Below are 15,745 nucleotides of genomic sequence, written 5' to 3'. Positions count from 1 at the left end.
ATAAGAGACAGATGCAGAGCCCTGCTCCCATGCAGAGCCCAGGCCCGCCGCCGCCCCCGGCGCAGGAGCAGCGGCCAGCCTCGTCCCCGCAGCCCGCCGGATACTCCCCTCCGGAGGAGCAGGACCAGGACGAGAACCCCATGCCGCCGTACACGCAGCTCGGCTACCAGCCGGCCGGGGCCGCTCCGCCGCAGCAGACGCCTCCTCCGCGGCAGGCGCCACCGAGCCCCGTCCCGCCGGCTCCGCAGCCCGAGCCGGAGCCGCGGCCGGCCCGCCAGCAGGTGCAGCCCGCGGCGCCCACGGCGTTCGACCCGTACTCCACGCGCGTCGAGGACGATGCGGGCACCCCGCGGGGCGCGCCCGCCTCGCCCATGCGGCAGCCGCCCCCCGCTCAGGGGCCGCCCGGCACGCGCATCCTGGGCCCCGGCGACCTGGAGGACGACCTCCCCCAGGAGGACACGCCCGTGAACCCGTCCGTGCCCGGAAATGCCCCGCCGGGCACGAAGGTCATGTCCAAGACCATGGTCGGCGACTTCGACTTCCTGGACGACACCCCCTCGCCGGAGCAGCCCGTCCACGAGATCCCGCCCCCGCGCGACCGCAGCACGCGCCGCGTCCTGGAGCGGTTCGGGTTCGGGTTCGTGTACGGCGACCACGACGTGTCCCCGCTCCTGGGCGACCTCCGGGCGCAGGCCGAGGAGTGGAACGCGCCCGCGGGCTCGGCCATCGAGCAGACCCGGGTGGACGGCGCGCCCAGCTCCATCGGGTCGGGGCTGCCGGGCGCGCTCCTGGTCGGCGGCCCGCACTCGGGGCAGCGCCGGCTGGCCAGGATGATCGCGCTGACGCTGGCGAACGCGGGCCTCGGCGACGGATCGATCCGCGCGCACGACGCCGAGGACGTCCGCGACGCCCCCGCCGAGCGCATCGGGCAGCTCCTCTCCCAGCCGGGCCCGGTGATCCTGTTCGAGCGGCTGGACGCGGCGATCAACGACGCGCCCGACCCGGCGGCGGTCGTCGGCGCGGTCCGCCGGGCCCGCCGCGACCCGGTGAACACCGCGCCCGTGATCGCGACCTGCGAGCCGCACGCCTACAAGCGCCTCCTGCAGGAGCACCCGAAGCTCGTGCAGTCGTTCCGCGTCCACCGGCTGCCCGACTTCGGCGACCTCGACAACCGGATGACGCTGCTGCACCTGCTGGCCGACGAGCGGCGCGTCACCATCGGCGCGTCGGCGCTGGAGGTCGTCCGGGAGGATCTGAACCGGCTCCGCGGGCCGGGCGACCTGGTCAACGCGCGCCTGGTCGAGACGTACCTGGACCAGGCGGCGCAGCGGAACATGGAGCGCGCGGGGGCGTCCCACGACCGGCTCGTGCTGACCCCCGACGACCTCGCGGGCGTCGCCGAGGGCATCGAGCCGGCGCTGCGCCCGCCCGGCGACGTCGGCGGCTACCTGCGGCAGCTCGACCAGCTCACCGGGCTGGAGGACGTCAAGTCCGCCGTGCACGAGCTGGCCGACGAGGCGAGGCTCGCGGCCGACCGGGCCAGATACGGGGTCGGCGGCGGCGAGACGCGGCACCTGATCTTCGTGGGGCCGCCCGGCACCGGCAAGACGACCGTGGCCGGCCTCGTCGGCGGCATCTACGCGGCGCTCGGGCTGCTCGGCTCCGGGCACGTGGTCGCCTGCCGTCCCGTCCACCTGGCCGGACGTGACCGGGTCGACACCGAGCGCCGGGTGGCGAGCATGGTCGAGCAGGCGCTCGGCGGCGTGCTGCTCATCCAGGAGGCGTACCGGCTCGACCGGAGCCCGGCCGTGGTGGACGAACTGCTCCGCCGGATGAACCCGGGCGGCGGCCAGGGCCAGGGGATGGGGCGGTTCCTGGTGGTGTGCTCCAGCCCGGCGGCGGAGATGGAGGGCTTCCTCGCCGGCAATCCCGCCTTCCGCGCCGAGTTCGGCCCGATGCTGGAGTTCACCGGGATGGGCGACCGCGACATGGTCCGGCTCTTCCAGAGCTATGCCGAACGCGACCTGTACATGCTGGACGAGGAACTGCGCGTCGAGCTTCTCAGCCGGTTCGAACGGCTGCGCGACGACCCCCGGTTCGCCTACGCCCGCACCGTCCGTGCGCTGTTCGAGCAGACGGTGGCGCGGCAGGCCGCCCGGCTGGCGGGCGCCGACGTCAACGCCGCGACCGTGGCCCGGCTGACGGCCCGCGACCTGCCCGAGACGCCGCTGGAGCAGATGCTCGGGGACTTCCGTTCCGGAGACTGAAACGCCCGCCCGCCCGCCGGCCGGGCGGAGGTATCAGACGGGCACCACCCGGGAAGGCTAGGAGGACGGCCGCCGCAAGCCCGGGGCGTTCCCTGGAGGAACGGTGACCGGCCATCCGGCGGGCTGTGGGGGTCCCCCGGATTGACAGGGTCGGGGTGGCCCTCGAATGACCCGCATGGGTCATGTGCCCATCGGGGCCGGACGCGTAGCCTCGACTTGGGTGTGGGGAACGAACGGAGGTGGACGCGGTGCGCCAGAACCTTGATCTGCGCGTCCACGACCGTGTTGCGCTGGACGAGATCGAACTCTATGCCGAGATGCTCAGCGCGGTCGCGGCGGCGGAAGGGCCGCTCACCGTCGCGGAGATCGACATGGTGCTCGGGGTACGGTCCGACGAAGCCGGTCGTCGCGAGCTGACGCCGCAGGACTAGGCGGCCCGGGGATCACCCCCGTGGCCTGCCGAGCCGAAGCGCGCAGTGCACCGGGGACGCCGATACGGCGTCCCCGGTTCGTGTTTTTGGGCCCTACCGCGACGGGGTGTCCGCAACGGAACGTTGTAATGAATATCACGCGTCATCCTCGTGGCGGGCAAGGAGGCGCCGCCGCGGCCCGACATGCCGCGTCCCTTGCAGATAGGGGCCTGCACACTGGGTAGGTACCTGGTGATCTACTGCACTCCCGTAGGTGAGAGGATGGAGGACACCAGCCAAAGCTGGGGCAAAGGTTCTTTTTACGGCTGGTTGCGCCTACGATCCTCTGCGGACTGTTCCGGCACTTCAGGAGAACGACGTGCGCTTGCGTCTCACGCCGCGTGAGGACAGCTTCTACGACATGTTCGCCGACTCGGCGAACAACCTGGTCACCGGCGCCAGGCTGCTCGTGGAGCTCATCAGCGACGGCGCCGACCGGCCGGCCATCGCCGAGAAGATGCGCGCCTGCGAACACGCGGGCGACGAATGCACCCACGCGATCATGCGCCGGCTGAACGAAAGCTTCATCACCCCCTTCGACCGCGAGGACATCTACCGGCTGGCCTCGACGATCGACGACGTGATGGACGAGATGGAAGAGGCAGCCGACCTCGTCGTCCTCTACAAGATCGACGAGTTCCCCAAGGGCGTCGTCGCGATGGTGGAGGTGCTGGAGCGCGCCGCCGAGCTGACCGCCGAGGCGATGCCGCGGCTGCGCTCGATGAAGGAGCTCAACGAGTACTGGATCGAGATCAACCGGCTCGAGAACCAGGGTGACCAGGTCTACCGCAAGCTGCTCGCGCAGCTGTTCAGCGGCGACTACGACACCCTGACCGTGCTGAAGCTGAAGCAGATCATCGACCGGCTGGAGGACGCGGCGGACGCGTTCGAGCACGTCGCCAACACGGTCGAGACGATCGCGGTCAAGGAATCATGAGCGTCCGGGACGAACCACCCGGATCCCCGCGTCCCGCCGAGCCCGCCGAGGGCGGCACGGTCGGGGCGGTCCTCACCAAGGAGGATCCGCCCGGGGCCGACCCCACGCTCGGCGAGCAGGTCCGCCGCGGCCCGGCCAGGTTCTGGCCGTTCCTGCTGGTGGGCATCCTCGCGGTGGTCATCTCCGGGGCGCTCGGCCTGCGGCAGGACGCGCAGACCGCCGTCCTCATCCTGGTCGTGGTCATCGCCCTGGTCTTCGACTACACCAACGGGTTCCACGACGCCGCCAACGCCATCGCGACCTCGGTGTCCACCCGGGCGCTGACACCGCGCGCGGCACTGATCATGGCGGCCGTGATGAACCTCATCGGCGCGCTCCTCGGCGTCGAGGTCGCCAAGACCGTCAGCGAGGTCATCACCCCGCCCACCGGACTGCACGGCCTCACGGTGGTCGCCGCCGGCGTGCTCGGCGCGATCACCTGGAACATGATCACGTGGTACTTCGGGCTGCCCTCGTCGTCCTCGCACGCCCTGATCGGCGGCGTGGTCGGGGCGGGCGTCGCGTCGGCGTCCTCGGTGAGCTGGAGCACCGTCCTGGAGAAGGTCGCCATCCCGATGGTGATCTCGCCGATCGCCGGGTTCGGCCTCGCCTACATGGTGATGGTCTCCATCCTGTGGATCTTCCGCCGCGCCAACCCCGGCCGGGTCGCCCGCCGGTTCCGCATCGCGCAGTCGCTGTCGGCGGCGTCGATGGCGCTCGGGCACGGCCTGCAGGACGCGCAGAAGACGATGGGCATCATCGTCCTCGCCCTCGTGACCACCGGCCACGCCACCGGGGAGACCGTCCCCCTGTGGGTCATCCTCGCCTGTGCGACCGCCCTGGCCCTCGGCACCTACGCGGGCGGCTGGCGGATCATGCGGACGCTGGGCCGCAGGGTCATCGAACTCGACCCGCCCAAGGGGTTCGCCGCGGAATCGACGGCCTCCCTGATCCTGTACGCGACCGCGTACATCTGGCACGCTCCAATCTCCACCACGCACACGATCACGTCCTGCATCATGGGCGTCGGCGCCACCAAGCGCTTCTCCGCCGTCCGCTGGGGCGTCGCGGGCAACATCATCACCGCCTGGATCCTCACCATGCCCATGGCCGCGGCGGTGGCCGCCATCGTCTACTTCGTGGTGCACCTGTTCGGGGCGTGATTTCCCAGGGGGGGCGACCCCCCTGGAACCCCCCGTTACGCACGGCGAACCGTTTCCCGATCCGCTGCGCGTCTCGTGAAACGGCTCGCCGTGCGGCGGGTCGTGCGGCCTCCGGCGCTGGGCGCCTCCGGCCGCACGACCCGTGGGCCCGGCTGGGGTCTTGGCCACGGGGGTGTTGGCGGCGTGAAATGGCCCGCCGTCTGTTGGGACGGCGGGCCGTTTTGGTTACTGGCCGGAGATTCTGTTGAGGGGTGGGGGTGCCAGGGTTCCTTGGGCCTGGAAGTAGGCCACGAAGGCGTCCAGGTCTATCGGGCCCAGGACCTGGTCGGTGCCCTCGGTGAAGACGGTGAAGCCGTCGCCGCCGCCGAGGAGGAAGTTGTTCGCCGCGACCTTGTAGGTGGCGGCCGGGTCGATCGGGGTTCCGTCGACGGTGATGGCGGAGACGCGGTCGCCGGCGGGGCTCGCGCGGTCGATGGTGAAGTTCAGGTTGGCCGAGGGCTGGAGGATCTTCTCGCCCGCGTCCGTCCACTGCTGTTCGAGGAGCGCGTCGAGTTGCGCGCCGGTGAGCGAGACGACGCCCATCACGTTGTTGAACGGCTGCACGGCGAACGCCTCGCCGTAGGTGACGACGCCGTCGCCCTCCGCGCCGCTCGCCGCGTAGGTGAGGTCGGTGCGCACGCCTCCCGGGTTCATCAGCGCGACCTGCGCGCCGAGGTCGCGCATCGCGGCGAGCTGGGCGTCGGCGATGAGGTCGCCCAGCGCGGTCTCGCCGGAGGGGGACGGCGCGCGGGTGATGTCGGCGGTGATGGTGCCGATGGGCCGGTTCGCGATGTCGGCGACGCGGTCCTTCCAGGTCTGGACGAACCGTTCCGTCTTCGGGTCCGGCGGCACGTCGCGGGTCACGACGTGGTTGTCGCCGCGCAGCGAGGACCGGACGATGTCACCGGTGCGCCGGTTCACCTTGAGGTTCACCTCGGTGATCACCCGGCCGAAGGAGGAACCGGACGAGAACAGCCGCGGCTGCCCCTTGGGGTCCTCGACCGAGCAGACGTACTGCTGGTGGGTGTGCCCGGACAGCACCACGTCGATCTCCGGGTCGGCCTGCTCGGCGATGCGCGACCCCGCGCCGGGGACGACGCCGCACGCGTCGGGCCGCTGGCCCGCGTTCACCTGGTCGCCCTCGTGGACGAGCAGGACCATCGCGCGGACGTTGCGGCGCTTCAGCTCGCGGGCGGCGCGGTTCGCGGCCTCGACCTCGTCCTGGAACTCCAGGCCCTTGATGCCCTCCGCGGTGACGATGCTCGGCGTGGTCTTGGTCACGACGCCGATGAAGCCGACGCGGACGCCGTTGACGTGGCGGATCGTCCACGGCTTCAGGAGGGGGCGCTTCCAGTGGCCCCGCTTCTTCAGCACGTTGGCGGAGAGGTAGTCGAACTTCGCGCCGCGCCACTTCCCTTCGGGGGAGCAGCCGTCCTCGGGGTGGCACCCGCCGTGCTGGATGCGCAGCAGCTCCCGGTAGCCCTCGTCGAACTCGTGGTTCCCGACCGCGGACGCGGTGACGCCGATGTCGCCGAGGAACTGCACGGAGGGCTCGTCGTGGTACGCGGCGGAGATCAGCGGCGTGGCCCCGATGAGGTCGCCCTGGGCGACGGTGAGGGTGTGGCGGTCCCGCAGCCGCTTCAGGTGGGCGGCGACGTAGGCGGCGCCGCCCGCTTCCACGGTCTCGCCGTTCTCGTTGATGGCGCGCCCCGAGCTACCGGACGGGGGTTCCAGGTTGCCGTGGAAGTCGTTCAGGGCCAGTAGTTTCACAGACGCTGTCGGTGCGGGCCGTGCGGCGGCGGGCTGCGCGGTCAGCGCGATGACCGTCAGCCCCGCCGCGGCGCACGCCAGGATGGTGCGTCGTCGTGTCATGCAGCGGACGGTAAGCGCGTCCGGCATACGGTTCCCGGCGGCCCGGTGACGTTTCTGTGACAACTTGATCAGGCTCGCCGTTAGGGTGATGGCCGTGAGGGAGCTGCGAGCACGCGGGACGCTGGGGGAAGCCGAGATCGCCGAGGCGCTGGCGCTGGCCGGGGCGGCGGCGGACGCCGACGGGGTCGGGCCGCTGTCGGAGCACTCGCTGCTCGCGCTGCGCGGCGGCCGCACCGGGATGGCGGTCTCCGACGGCGGGATCGTCGCGTACGCGCATCTCGATCCGGCGGCCGGCGGGGAACCCGCGGCCGGGGAACTCGTCGTCCATCCGAGGCACCGGCGCCGCGGCCACGGCCGCGCGCTGCTGCGGGCGCTGCGTGCCGAGGCCGGCGGCCCCCTCCGCGTCTGGGCGCACGGCGACCTGCCGGCCGCCGCCGCGCTGGCCGCCGCCGAGGGCATGACCCGCGTCCGGGTGCTCCTCCAGTTGCGCCGCCCGGCGGCCGATCCGCTGCCGGAGACCCGGACCGCCCCGGGGATCACCCTTCGCACGTTCGAGCCGGGCGCGGACGAGCGGGCGTGGCTCGACGTCAACTCCCGCGCGTTCGCCGACCACCCCGAACAGGGCGCGTGGACGATCGAGGACGTCCGCGAGCGCGAGGGGGAGAACTGGTTCGACCCGGCGGGCTTCTTCCTCGCCGAGCGGGACGGCCGTCTCGCCGGCTTCCACTGGACCAAGATCCACCCGGGCGGCGTCGGCGAGGTCTACGTCGTCGGCGTCGCCCCGGACGCGCAGGGCCTCGGCCTGGGCCGCACCCTCACGCTGGTGGGGCTGCACCATCTGCGGGACGCCGGGGTCGACCAGATCATGCTGTACGTGGACGAATCCAACACCGCGGCCGTCCGGCTCTACGAGTCGCTGGGCTTCACCCGTTACGCCGTGGACGTCATGTACAGCACCGGAACGTCCTGACTCGGCGTCCGCGGTCGGGCAGTCACGCCTCCGGTTCCGCATGACCCGGATCCGACCGGATCTTTAACGGCCTGAGCTGCGCTGTTAACCCGGCGTACACGGCAAATCGGGGCATTCTTCGTGACTCCGGTCATCCTCGTTCATCTTCCGTTCACCTGGATCAGGGCGGCTGGTCACCTCGCCTGCTTAGCGTCGCATTCGACGGCGAACCCCGGCGCTGGCGAGCGGGCCAGGACCGGGCCGGGGGACCCGGCTGACGAATCAAAGAGGAGACCCTCCGGTGAAGAACCGTTCCCGACTTGCCGCTCTGGGCGGCGTGGTCGTCGCGGGGGCGCTGGCCCTCACCGCTTGCGGAAGCGACGCCAACACCACGACGAGCCCGGGGAGCGCCCCCTCCGGCAACATCGACTGCGCGAAGGGCAGCATCAACGCCGCCGGTTCGAGCGCGCAGAAGAACGCCATCGAGGAGTGGACGAAGCTCTACGCGGCCGAATGCGCGGGCGCCAACCTCAACTACAACCCGAGCGGCTCGGGGGCGGGCATCCAGGCGTTCACCAGCGGCCAGGTGGCCTTCGCCGGCTCGGACTCGGCGCTCGACGAGGAGGAAGCGGGCACGGCGCGGCAGCGCTGCCAGGGCAACCCCGCGGTGAACCTGCCGATGGTCGTCGGCCCGGTCGCCGTGGTCTACAACGTCCCGGGCGTGGACGGGCTGAAGCTGTCGCCCGAGACGATCGCGAAGATCTTCTCCGGCAAGGTCAAGACCTGGAACGATCCCGCGATCGCCGGGGAGAACGAGGGCGCGCAGCTCCCGTCCGCGGAGATCAAGCCGGTCTACCGGTCGGACGAGTCGGGCACCACCGACAACTTCACCGAGTACCTGAACACCACGGCCCCGGACGTCTGGACGTGGGAGGCCGCCAAGAAGTGGCCGAACTCCACCGGCCAGGGCGCCCCGAAGTCCGACGGCGTCACCAGCCAGGTGAAGAGCACCGAGGGCGCGATCTCCTACGTGGAGATGTCCTACGCGACGAACAACAAGCTGCAGACCGCGCACGTGAAGAACGGCGCCGGCGAGTACACCGAGCTGTCGCCGGACAGCGCGTCCAAGGCCGTCGCGGGGGCGAAGGTCACCGGCACCGGCAACGACGTCTCGCTGGAGATCGACTACACCACCAAGGAGCCGGGCGCCTACCCGATCGTCCTGGTCACGTACGAGATCGCGTGTGAGAAGGGACTGCCGGCCGAGCAGGCCGAGTTCGTCAAGTCCTTCCTGACCTACACCTCCAGCGCGGACGGCCAGAAGATCCTCACCGAGCACGGCTACGCGCCCATCCCGCAGAGCGTGCTGACGAAGGTCCAGGCGTCCGTGAAGGCCCTGTCCTGACTCCGGACGACCCCACCCGCAGCCCCGCCGCCGGCGGCCCCCGCAAGGGCCACCGCGGCGGGGCCGCCCTGGGTTCCGCGGACGTGATCGAAGGAGGCACCCCCATGACCACCGAGACCGGCGTCCAGGCCCGCGCCGGAACCCGGGACGGCGCCATCGGCAGCGCCATGAGCACCGGGCGCGCCGGCGACCGGATCTTCGCGGGCGCGGCCCGCGGCTCGGGCATCACCGTCCTGGCGCTCGTCGCCGCGATCGCGGCGTTCCTCGTCTGGAAGGCGATCCCCGCGCTGCAGGAGAACGAGGCGGGCTTCCTCACCACCGAGGAGTGGAACCCGAACGCGCAGCCGCCGCGGTTCGGCATCGCGCAGCTGGCGTTCGGGACGGCGATGTCCTCGCTGCTGGCGATGCTCATGGCGACGCCCGTCGCGATCGGCATCGCGCTGTTCATCTCGTTCTACTCGCCGCGGCGCATGGCGTCCGGGCTCGGCTACATCGTCGACCTGCTCGCGGCCGTCCCCAGCATCGTGTACGGGCTGTGGGGGCTGATCTTCCTGGCCCAGCACATGGACAAGGTCAGCGGGTTCCTCAACGCCGCGTTCGGCTGGGTCCCGCTGTTCGGCGGCGACAGCCCCGGCAAGAACTCGATCTTCACGGCCGCCGTGGTGCTGGCCATCATGATCCTGCCGATCATCTCGTCCATCTCCCGCGAGGTGTTCCTGCAGGTCCCGCGGGCCAACATCGAGGCCGCGCTGGCGCTCGGCGCCACCCGCTGGGAGATGATCCGGCTGTCGGTGCTGCCGTACGGGCGGTCCGGCATGATCGGCGCCTCGATGCTCGGCCTCGGCCGCGCGATGGGCGAGACGATCGCGGTCGCGATGGTGCTGACCTTCGTGCCGGGGATCAACTGGCACATCCTGGAGAACGGCGGCTCGACCTTCGCGGCGAACATCGCCAACAGCTTCGCCGAGGCCACCGAGACCGGACGCGGCGCCCTCATCGCCTCGGGCCTCGTCCTCTTCGTCATCACCCTGCTCGTCAACATGGCGGCCCGCGCCGTCGTCGCACGGCGGAAGGAGTTCGTGTGACCACCCTCTCCTCCGGCAAGGGCACGAGCCTGACGTCGGTCTCACTCGGCCGCAAGGTCAAGGACCGAAGCGTCCAGGGCCTGGTCTACCTGGCGTTCGCGCTGGCGCTCATCCCGCTGGTGTCGGTGCTGTGGACGGTCCTCGTCAACGGCCTCGAACGGCTCGACCCCACGTTCTTCCAGTTCTCGATGAACGCGGTCAGCGGCAGCGACCCGGGCGGCGGCGCCTACCACGCCATCATCGGCACCCTGATGCAGGTCGCGATCTGCAGCGCGATCGCCGTCCCGCTGTCCATCCTGACCGCCATCTACCTGGTGGAGTACGCCGGGAACGGGCGGCTCGGAAAGATCATTAGCTTCACCGTGGACGTCATGATGGGCATCCCGTCGATCGTGGCGGGCCTGTTCGTCCTCGCGCTGTGGCTGCTGACGCTCGGGTTCGACTTCTCCGGGGTCGCCGGGGCGCTGGCCCTGACGATCCTGATGATCCCGACCGTGACGCGGGCCGCCGAGGAGATGCTCAAGCTCGTCCCCAACGACCTGCGCGAGGCGTCCTACGCGCTCGGCGTGCCGCGCTGGCGGACCGTCTGCTTCGTCGTCCTGCCGACCGCGCTCACCGGGATGGTGACCGGCGTGATGCTGGCCGTCGCCCGCGTAATGGGTGAGACCGCGCCGCTGCTGCTGACGATCTTCTTCACCAAGGCGATCAACAACGACCCGTTCAACGGCCCGCAGGCGTCGCTGCCCACCTTCATCTGGGAGCAGGCCGCCGACCCCAACCAGAACTCGATCGACCGCGCCTGGACCGGCGCGCTCGTCCTGATCGGGATCATCATGCTGCTCAACCTGGTCGCCCGGCTGGTCGCCCGGCGCACCGCGGCCAAGAGCCGCTGACCGAGCCGCCGACCTGAAGAGAGAGGACCACCGACCCCATGGCCAAGCGGATCGACATCTCCGGGCTGCACGCCTACTACGGCGCGGTCCACGCCATCGAGGACATCTCGATGACGATCGAGCCGCGCTCGGTGACGGCGTTCATCGGGCCGTCCGGCTGCGGCAAGTCCACGTTCCTGCGGACGCTCAACCGGATGCACGAGGTCATCCCGGGCGCCCGCGTCGAGGGCAAGGTCATGCTGGACGACGAGGACCTCTACGACCCGTCCGTCGACCCGGTCGCCGTCCGCCGCCTCGTCGGCATGGTGTTCCAGCGCCCCAACCCCTTCCCCACGATGTCCATCTACGACAACGTGGCCGCGGGCCTGAAGCTGAACGGTGTGCGCCGCAAGAGCCAGCTGGACGACATCGTCGAGGAGTCGCTCCAGGGCGCCAACCTCTGGAACGAGGTCAAGGACCGCCTGGGCAAGCCCGGTGCCGGCCTGTCCGGCGGCCAGCAGCAGCGCCTCTGCATCGCCCGCGCCATCGCCGTCCAGCCCCAGGTCCTCCTGATGGACGAGCCGTGCTCCGCGCTCGACCCCATCTCCACCCTCGCCATCGAGGACCTCATCGACAAGCTGAAGGCGCAGTACACGATCGTCATCGTCACGCACAACATGCAGCAGGCCGCCCGGGTCAGCGACCGCACCGCCTTCTTCACGATCGCCGGGACCGGCAAGCCCGGCAGGCTCATCGAGGTCGACGACACCAGCAAGATCTTCACGAACCCGGAGCAGAAGGCCACCGAGGACTACATCACCGGGCGTTTCGGGTAGCGGCCGGCCGCTCAGGTCCTTACCGGGGTCTTCTCTTCGGTGTCGCCGCCGGGGCGGTGGTCGGGGACGAAGCGGTAGCCGACGTTTCGGACCGTTCCGATGAGGGACTCGTACTCGGCGCCGAGCTTGGCGCGCAGGCGCCGGACGTGGACGTCCACGGTGCGGGTGCCGCCGAAGTAGTCGTAGCCCCAGACCTCCTGGAGGAGCTGGGCGCGGGTGAAGACGCGCCCGGGGTGCTGGGCGAGGTACTTCAGCAGCTCGAACTCCTTGAAGGTCAGGTCGAGGACGCGGCCGCGGAGGCGGGCGGTGTAGGTGGCCTCGTCGATCGTGAGGTCGCCGCTGCGGATCTCGCCGGGGACCTCCTCGGCCTCGCCGGCGGCGGCGCGTCCCACGGCGAGGCGCAGCCGGGCCTCGACCTCGGCGGGCCCGGCGGTCTGGAGCAGCACGTCGTCCAGGCCCCATTCGGGGCTGAGGGCGGCGAGGCCGCCCTCGGTGACGACGGCGAGGAGCGGGCAGTCGAGCCCGGTCGTCCGCAGCAGCCGGCACAGGCTCTTGGCCTGGACGAGCTCACGGCGCGCGTCCACCAGGACGACGTCCGCGGGCGGGGCGTCGATGAGGGCGGATGCCTCGGCGGGCGCCACGCGCACGGAGTGCAGCAGCAGCCCGAGCGCGGGCAGGACCTCGTCGGAGGGCTCCAGCGCGTTGGTCAGCAAGAGCAAGCCGCTCAAATGCCGCCTCCCGTCCACAAACACGTAGGATCCAGGCGGTTCACCCTCAAGCCCCGGCATGGCCGACGGCTCGAGGACGAGGCGGCCAGAGAGGTTCTCGAATGAACTCCATGGCCTCGTCGCCCGGATCCCTCACCCCCGAGCATAACCGAGTGTGTCCGGGAGCCAAGGGAGTGGCCGGGTCGGGACGCCGATCTGCCAGAAATGAGAGATTGGGGACATGGCCAAGGGGACGATGCGTTACTGGGCGGCCGCGAAGGCCGCCGCGGGCACGCACGAGGAGCCGTACGACGCGGACACGCTGGCCGCCGCGCTCACCGCCGCGACCTCGCGGGAGGGGCGCGGGGGCGAGTTCCGGCGGGTGGTCGGGCGCAGTTCGTTCCTCATCGACGGGGACCCGGTCGGGAGCCGTCCGCACGAGTCGGTGGAGCTGCCCGAGGGCGGCGTCGTGGAGGTTCTGCCGCCGTTTGCCGGTGGTTGATATCACAATGGAATGATTTTCCGAACTTTCAGGTCATCCGCCGGTGTGACGTGCTGTCCGGTATCCGCGCATAAGGTGTGGCGACCGTATGTCGCCGGCTGAAGGAGATACATGCGGAAAGTACTCGTGGTGCTACTGCTCCTCGCGATCGTGGGCGTCGTGGCAGCGGACAGGATCGGCGTGCGGATCGCGGAGGACCGGATCGCCCGGGAGGTCGCGGCGCAGACCGAGCTGACGCGGCAGCCCGACGTCACGATCCACGGCATCCCCTTCCTCACCCAGGTCGTCGGCGGCGAGTACGAGCACATCGAGATCGCCATCGGCGACTGGACGGAGCAGGGCGTGACCGTCACCGACGTCACGGTCGACATGCGGGGCGTGGCCGCGCCGCTGTCGGAGGTCACCGGCGGCAACACCGCGAACGTCACTGCGCGGACGGCGACCGTGTCCGCCGTCGTCCCGTACTCGCTGATCCAGAAGAACGCGCCGCGGGAGGTGAAGCGGCTCGCGCCCCAGGGGGACAACCTCGCGGTCGACCTGGAGGGCAGCCTCCTCGGCCTCCGGCTGGCCGGCAGCGGCGTCGTCGAGCTCAAGCCGACCGCCCGCGGCATCGCGGTCAGCCCCGTGTCGGTCAAGTCGGACGGCGGGCCGCAGATCCCGCTGGCCGCGCTGAAGCGCCAGCTCACCTGGACCGTGCAGGTCCCCGCGCTGCCCCTCGGCGCCAAGATCAGCGAGGTCCGGGCGACGGAGGGCGGGGTCCGCGTCGGCGCCACGGCCCAGAACGTCAAGCTGAACGACCTCCAGCAGGTCCAGAAATGATCCGGGACGCGTGAACCGGCCCGGCCGGCTTTACGTGACAGTGGTGTGGGTCCCACCGCGGATGAGGGGTTGCTGCGCGCCCTGTACAGCGAGCACGGAGGTCCCCTCTTCGGCTACGTCCTGCGGCTGACCGGTGGGGACAGAACCCAGGCCGAGGACGTCGTGCAGGAGACGCTGCTGCGCGCCTGGAAACATCCCGAGGCGCTCGCGGGACGTCCGGTCCGGCCATGGCTGTTCACGGTCGCGCGGAACCTGGTCGTGGACGCGCACCGCGCCAAGCGTGCGCGTCCCCCGGAAACGTGGATCGACGAGCAGCTCGTGATGACCGCGTCCGGGTCGGACGACATCGACCGGGCGCTGGAGTCCTGGACGGTCGCCGAGGCGCTGGCCGGACTGAGCCCGCCGCACCGGGCGGTCCTGGTGGAGACCTTCTACCGGGGCCGGTCGGTGGCGGAGACCGCGAAGACGCTGGGCATCCCGCCCGGCACGGTGAAGTCCCGCACCTATTACGCACTGCGGGCGCTGAAACTCGCATTGGAGGAGCGGGGGATGGCGCCGTGAACGCCTGCACGGACGTGCGCAACGCGCTCGGGTCGTACGTGCTCGGCGCGCTCGACGCGGGGGAGCGGTCCCGGGTGGAGGCCCACCTGGCGGACTGCCCCGCCTGCCGGGACGAGCTCGCCGGGCTGGCCGGACTGCCCGCGATGCTCGGCCGGGTCGAGGAGTCGCAGCTCGACCAGATCGCCGGGCCGCCGCCCGAACTGCTGGACGGCCTGCTGACCCGCGCGGCCGACCGGCGCAGCCGGCCCTGGCCGCTCGGCCGGCGTGCCGCCCGGTGGGCCCCGCTCGCCGCCGCGGCGTGCCTGCTGCTGGCCGTCGGCGCCCTGTTCGGCGGCTTCCTGCTTCCGTTCGGCGCGGAGGAGTCCGCGGCGCCGCCCTCGTCGTCCGCGGCGCCGTCCGCGTCCCCGTCCGCGTCCCCGTCCGCGTCCACCGGCGATGTCGAGCGGATCGCCGCCGAGAACCCCGCGACCAACATCAAGGGCTACGTGCTGCTGAGGAAGAAGCAGTGGGGCACCGAGGTCGAGCTGCACCTGTCGGGCGTCCCGAAGGGGTCGCGCTGCCGGATGCTCGTCATCGCGCGGGACGGCCGGCGGGACGCGCTCGGCAGCTGGTACGTCCCGTACGACGAGGGCTACGGCGAGTACCGCGGCTCCACGATGTTCCCGCGTGGGCAGCTTTTCTCGTTCGAGATCGTCGGCCTGGACGGGCAGCCGCTCCTCACGATCCCCACCTGACGCCCGGCCGGTCGGGGCGCATGGAAGAACCGGGCGTCCGGGGCGGTTGTCGTTGGCGATGACGGGTCTATGGGTCGCGGCGACGGTACTGGCCGCCGCCACGGTGTTCGGGCTGCTGTGGCGGCGCCGTTCCGGCGTGCTGCGCGCACGCCGGGGGAGCGGAGACGAAGTGGACGACATCATCCGGCCGGACGACGTGGGAGCCGAGCTCGGCGAGAAGGCCACCCTCCTGCAGTTCTCCAGCGCCTTCTGCGCCCCGTGCCGCGCCACCCGCCGCGTCCTGGGCGAGGTCGCCGGGATGGTGGACGGGGTCGCCCACGTCGAACTCGACGCCGAGGCGCACCTGGACCTCGTCCGCCGCCTGAACGTGGTCCGGACCCCGACGGTCTTCGTCCTGGACGACGCGGGCCGCATCATCCGCCGCGCCACCGGCGCCCCCCGCAAGCCCGACGTCATCGCAGTACTGGGGGAGGTCATTCCGTGAGTTC

The 15,745-nt window shown here is 71.2% G+C and carries 16 protein-coding genes; 14 read left to right on the top strand and 2 right to left on the bottom strand.

Annotated elements, in window-relative coordinates:
- The 4 genes from E1289_RS20155 to E1289_RS20140 all read left to right on the top strand — a co-directional run.
- Positions 1–2,267 (top strand): AAA family ATPase (locus E1289_RS20155; protein WP_207929050.1); only part of this gene is annotated, 2,267 nt, incomplete at its 5' end.
- 239 nt (positions 2,268–2,506) lie between these two features.
- Positions 2,507–2,698 (top strand): hypothetical protein, encoded by a 192-nt coding sequence (locus tag E1289_RS20150; protein ID WP_347813585.1) that lies wholly within the window; start codon positions 2,507–2,509, stop codon positions 2,696–2,698.
- Positions 2,699–3,056: 358 nt separating this feature from the next.
- Positions 3,057–3,674 carry a DUF47 family protein gene (locus E1289_RS20145; protein ID WP_131982383.1) on the top strand — a complete coding sequence of 206 codons (618 nt, stop codon included), beginning with the start codon at positions 3,057–3,059 and terminating at the stop codon, positions 3,672–3,674.
- Entirely contained in the window at positions 3,671–4,876 is a 1,206-nt protein-coding gene (locus E1289_RS20140) for an inorganic phosphate transporter (protein ID WP_243712975.1), read from the top strand. The genes E1289_RS20145 and E1289_RS20140 overlap by 4 nt, the downstream gene beginning before the upstream one ends.
- A 225-nt stretch (positions 4,877–5,101) precedes the next feature.
- On the opposite strand, the gene E1289_RS20135 is transcribed toward E1289_RS20140, so the two are convergent.
- Positions 5,102–6,787: a bifunctional metallophosphatase/5'-nucleotidase gene (locus E1289_RS20135; protein WP_131982381.1), complete on the bottom strand. Its 1,686-nt coding sequence runs from the start codon at positions 6,785–6,787 to the stop codon at positions 5,102–5,104.
- Between the two features lie 88 nt (positions 6,788–6,875).
- Between E1289_RS20135 and mshD the strand changes: the two genes are divergently transcribed.
- From mshD to pstB, 5 genes are all read left to right on the top strand, one after another.
- Positions 6,876–7,757: a mycothiol synthase gene (mshD, locus tag E1289_RS20130; protein ID WP_131982379.1), complete on the top strand. Its 882-nt coding sequence runs from the start codon at positions 6,876–6,878 to the stop codon at positions 7,755–7,757.
- A 280-nt stretch (positions 7,758–8,037) separates the two neighbouring features.
- Positions 8,038–9,141 carry a phosphate ABC transporter substrate-binding protein PstS gene (gene pstS / locus E1289_RS20125; RefSeq protein ID WP_131982377.1) on the top strand — a complete coding sequence of 368 codons (1,104 nt, stop codon included), beginning with the start codon at positions 8,038–8,040 and terminating at the stop codon, positions 9,139–9,141.
- 104 nt (positions 9,142–9,245) lie between these two features.
- On the top strand, positions 9,246–10,226 hold the full coding sequence (gene pstC, locus E1289_RS20120; RefSeq protein ID WP_131982375.1) for a phosphate ABC transporter permease subunit PstC: 981 nt from the start codon (positions 9,246–9,248) through the stop codon (positions 10,224–10,226).
- The gene (gene pstA, locus E1289_RS20115) at positions 10,223–11,119 is read left to right on the top strand and encodes a phosphate ABC transporter permease PstA (protein WP_131982373.1); all 897 of its coding nucleotides are present in this window, start codon (positions 10,223–10,225) and stop codon (positions 11,117–11,119) included. The genes pstC and pstA overlap by 4 nt, the downstream gene beginning before the upstream one ends.
- Before the next feature lie 38 nt (positions 11,120–11,157).
- Positions 11,158–11,934, top strand: coding sequence for a phosphate ABC transporter ATP-binding protein PstB (gene pstB / locus E1289_RS20110; protein WP_131982371.1), 777 nt, complete (start codon positions 11,158–11,160; stop codon positions 11,932–11,934).
- Between the two features lie 11 nt (positions 11,935–11,945).
- On the opposite strand, the gene E1289_RS20105 is transcribed toward pstB, so the two are convergent.
- Entirely contained in the window at positions 11,946–12,662 is a 717-nt protein-coding gene (locus tag E1289_RS20105) for a response regulator transcription factor (RefSeq protein ID WP_131982369.1), read from the bottom strand.
- A 220-nt stretch (positions 12,663–12,882) separates the two neighbouring features.
- On the opposite strand from E1289_RS20105, the gene E1289_RS20100 reads away from it, so the two are divergent.
- From E1289_RS20100 to E1289_RS20075, 5 genes are all read left to right on the top strand, one after another.
- On the top strand, positions 12,883–13,143 hold the full coding sequence (locus E1289_RS20100) for a MoaD/ThiS family protein (protein ID WP_131982367.1): 261 nt from the start codon (positions 12,883–12,885) through the stop codon (positions 13,141–13,143).
- 111 nt (positions 13,144–13,254) lie between these two features.
- Positions 13,255–13,962: a DUF2993 domain-containing protein gene (locus E1289_RS20095; RefSeq protein ID WP_131982365.1), complete on the top strand. Its 708-nt coding sequence runs from the start codon at positions 13,255–13,257 to the stop codon at positions 13,960–13,962.
- A 45-nt stretch (positions 13,963–14,007) separates the two neighbouring features.
- Positions 14,008–14,523 (top strand): sigma-70 family RNA polymerase sigma factor, encoded by a 516-nt coding sequence (locus E1289_RS20090; RefSeq protein ID WP_131982363.1) that lies wholly within the window; start codon positions 14,008–14,010, stop codon positions 14,521–14,523.
- Complete coding sequence (locus tag E1289_RS38295) at positions 14,520–15,257, top strand: zf-HC2 domain-containing protein (protein WP_165970551.1); 738 nt, start codon at positions 14,520–14,522, stop codon at positions 15,255–15,257. Before E1289_RS20090 ends, E1289_RS38295 begins: the two co-directional genes overlap by 4 nt.
- 58 nt (positions 15,258–15,315) lie before the next feature.
- Complete coding sequence (locus E1289_RS20075) at positions 15,316–15,741, top strand: thioredoxin family protein (protein WP_131982359.1); 426 nt, start codon at positions 15,316–15,318, stop codon at positions 15,739–15,741.
- Positions 15,742–15,745 lie beyond the last annotated feature (4 nt).

Origin of the sequence: Actinomadura sp. 6K520 (assembly GCF_004349245.1) — a bacterium.
Classification (GTDB): Bacteria; Actinomycetota; Actinomycetes; order Streptosporangiales; family Streptosporangiaceae; genus Spirillospora.
The sequence above is the reverse complement of the archived record's forward strand: the minus strand, read 5'-3'. Positions and strand labels throughout refer to the sequence as shown.

What these genes read in the sequence shown, in the direction of transcription:
- E1289_RS20135 (WP_131982381.1), bottom strand. Translation starts at nt 6,787, where the DNA reads ATGACACGACGACGCACCATCCTGGCGTGCGCCGCGGCGGGGCTGACG.
- pstC (WP_131982375.1), top strand. Translation starts at nt 9,246, where the DNA reads ATGACCACCGAGACCGGCGTCCAGGCCCGCGCCGGAACCCGGGACGGC.
- E1289_RS20095 (WP_131982365.1), top strand. Translation starts at nt 13,255, where the DNA reads ATGCGGAAAGTACTCGTGGTGCTACTGCTCCTCGCGATCGTGGGCGTC.
- E1289_RS20140 (WP_243712975.1), top strand. Translation starts at nt 3,671, where the DNA reads ATGAGCGTCCGGGACGAACCACCCGGATCCCCGCGTCCCGCCGAGCCC.
- pstB (WP_131982371.1), top strand. Translation starts at nt 11,158, where the DNA reads ATGGCCAAGCGGATCGACATCTCCGGGCTGCACGCCTACTACGGCGCG.
- E1289_RS20100 (WP_131982367.1), top strand. Translation starts at nt 12,883, where the DNA reads ATGGCCAAGGGGACGATGCGTTACTGGGCGGCCGCGAAGGCCGCCGCG.
- E1289_RS20075 (WP_131982359.1), top strand. Translation starts at nt 15,316, where the DNA reads ATGACGGGTCTATGGGTCGCGGCGACGGTACTGGCCGCCGCCACGGTG.
- mshD (WP_131982379.1), top strand. Translation starts at nt 6,876, where the DNA reads ATGGCCGTGAGGGAGCTGCGAGCACGCGGGACGCTGGGGGAAGCCGAG.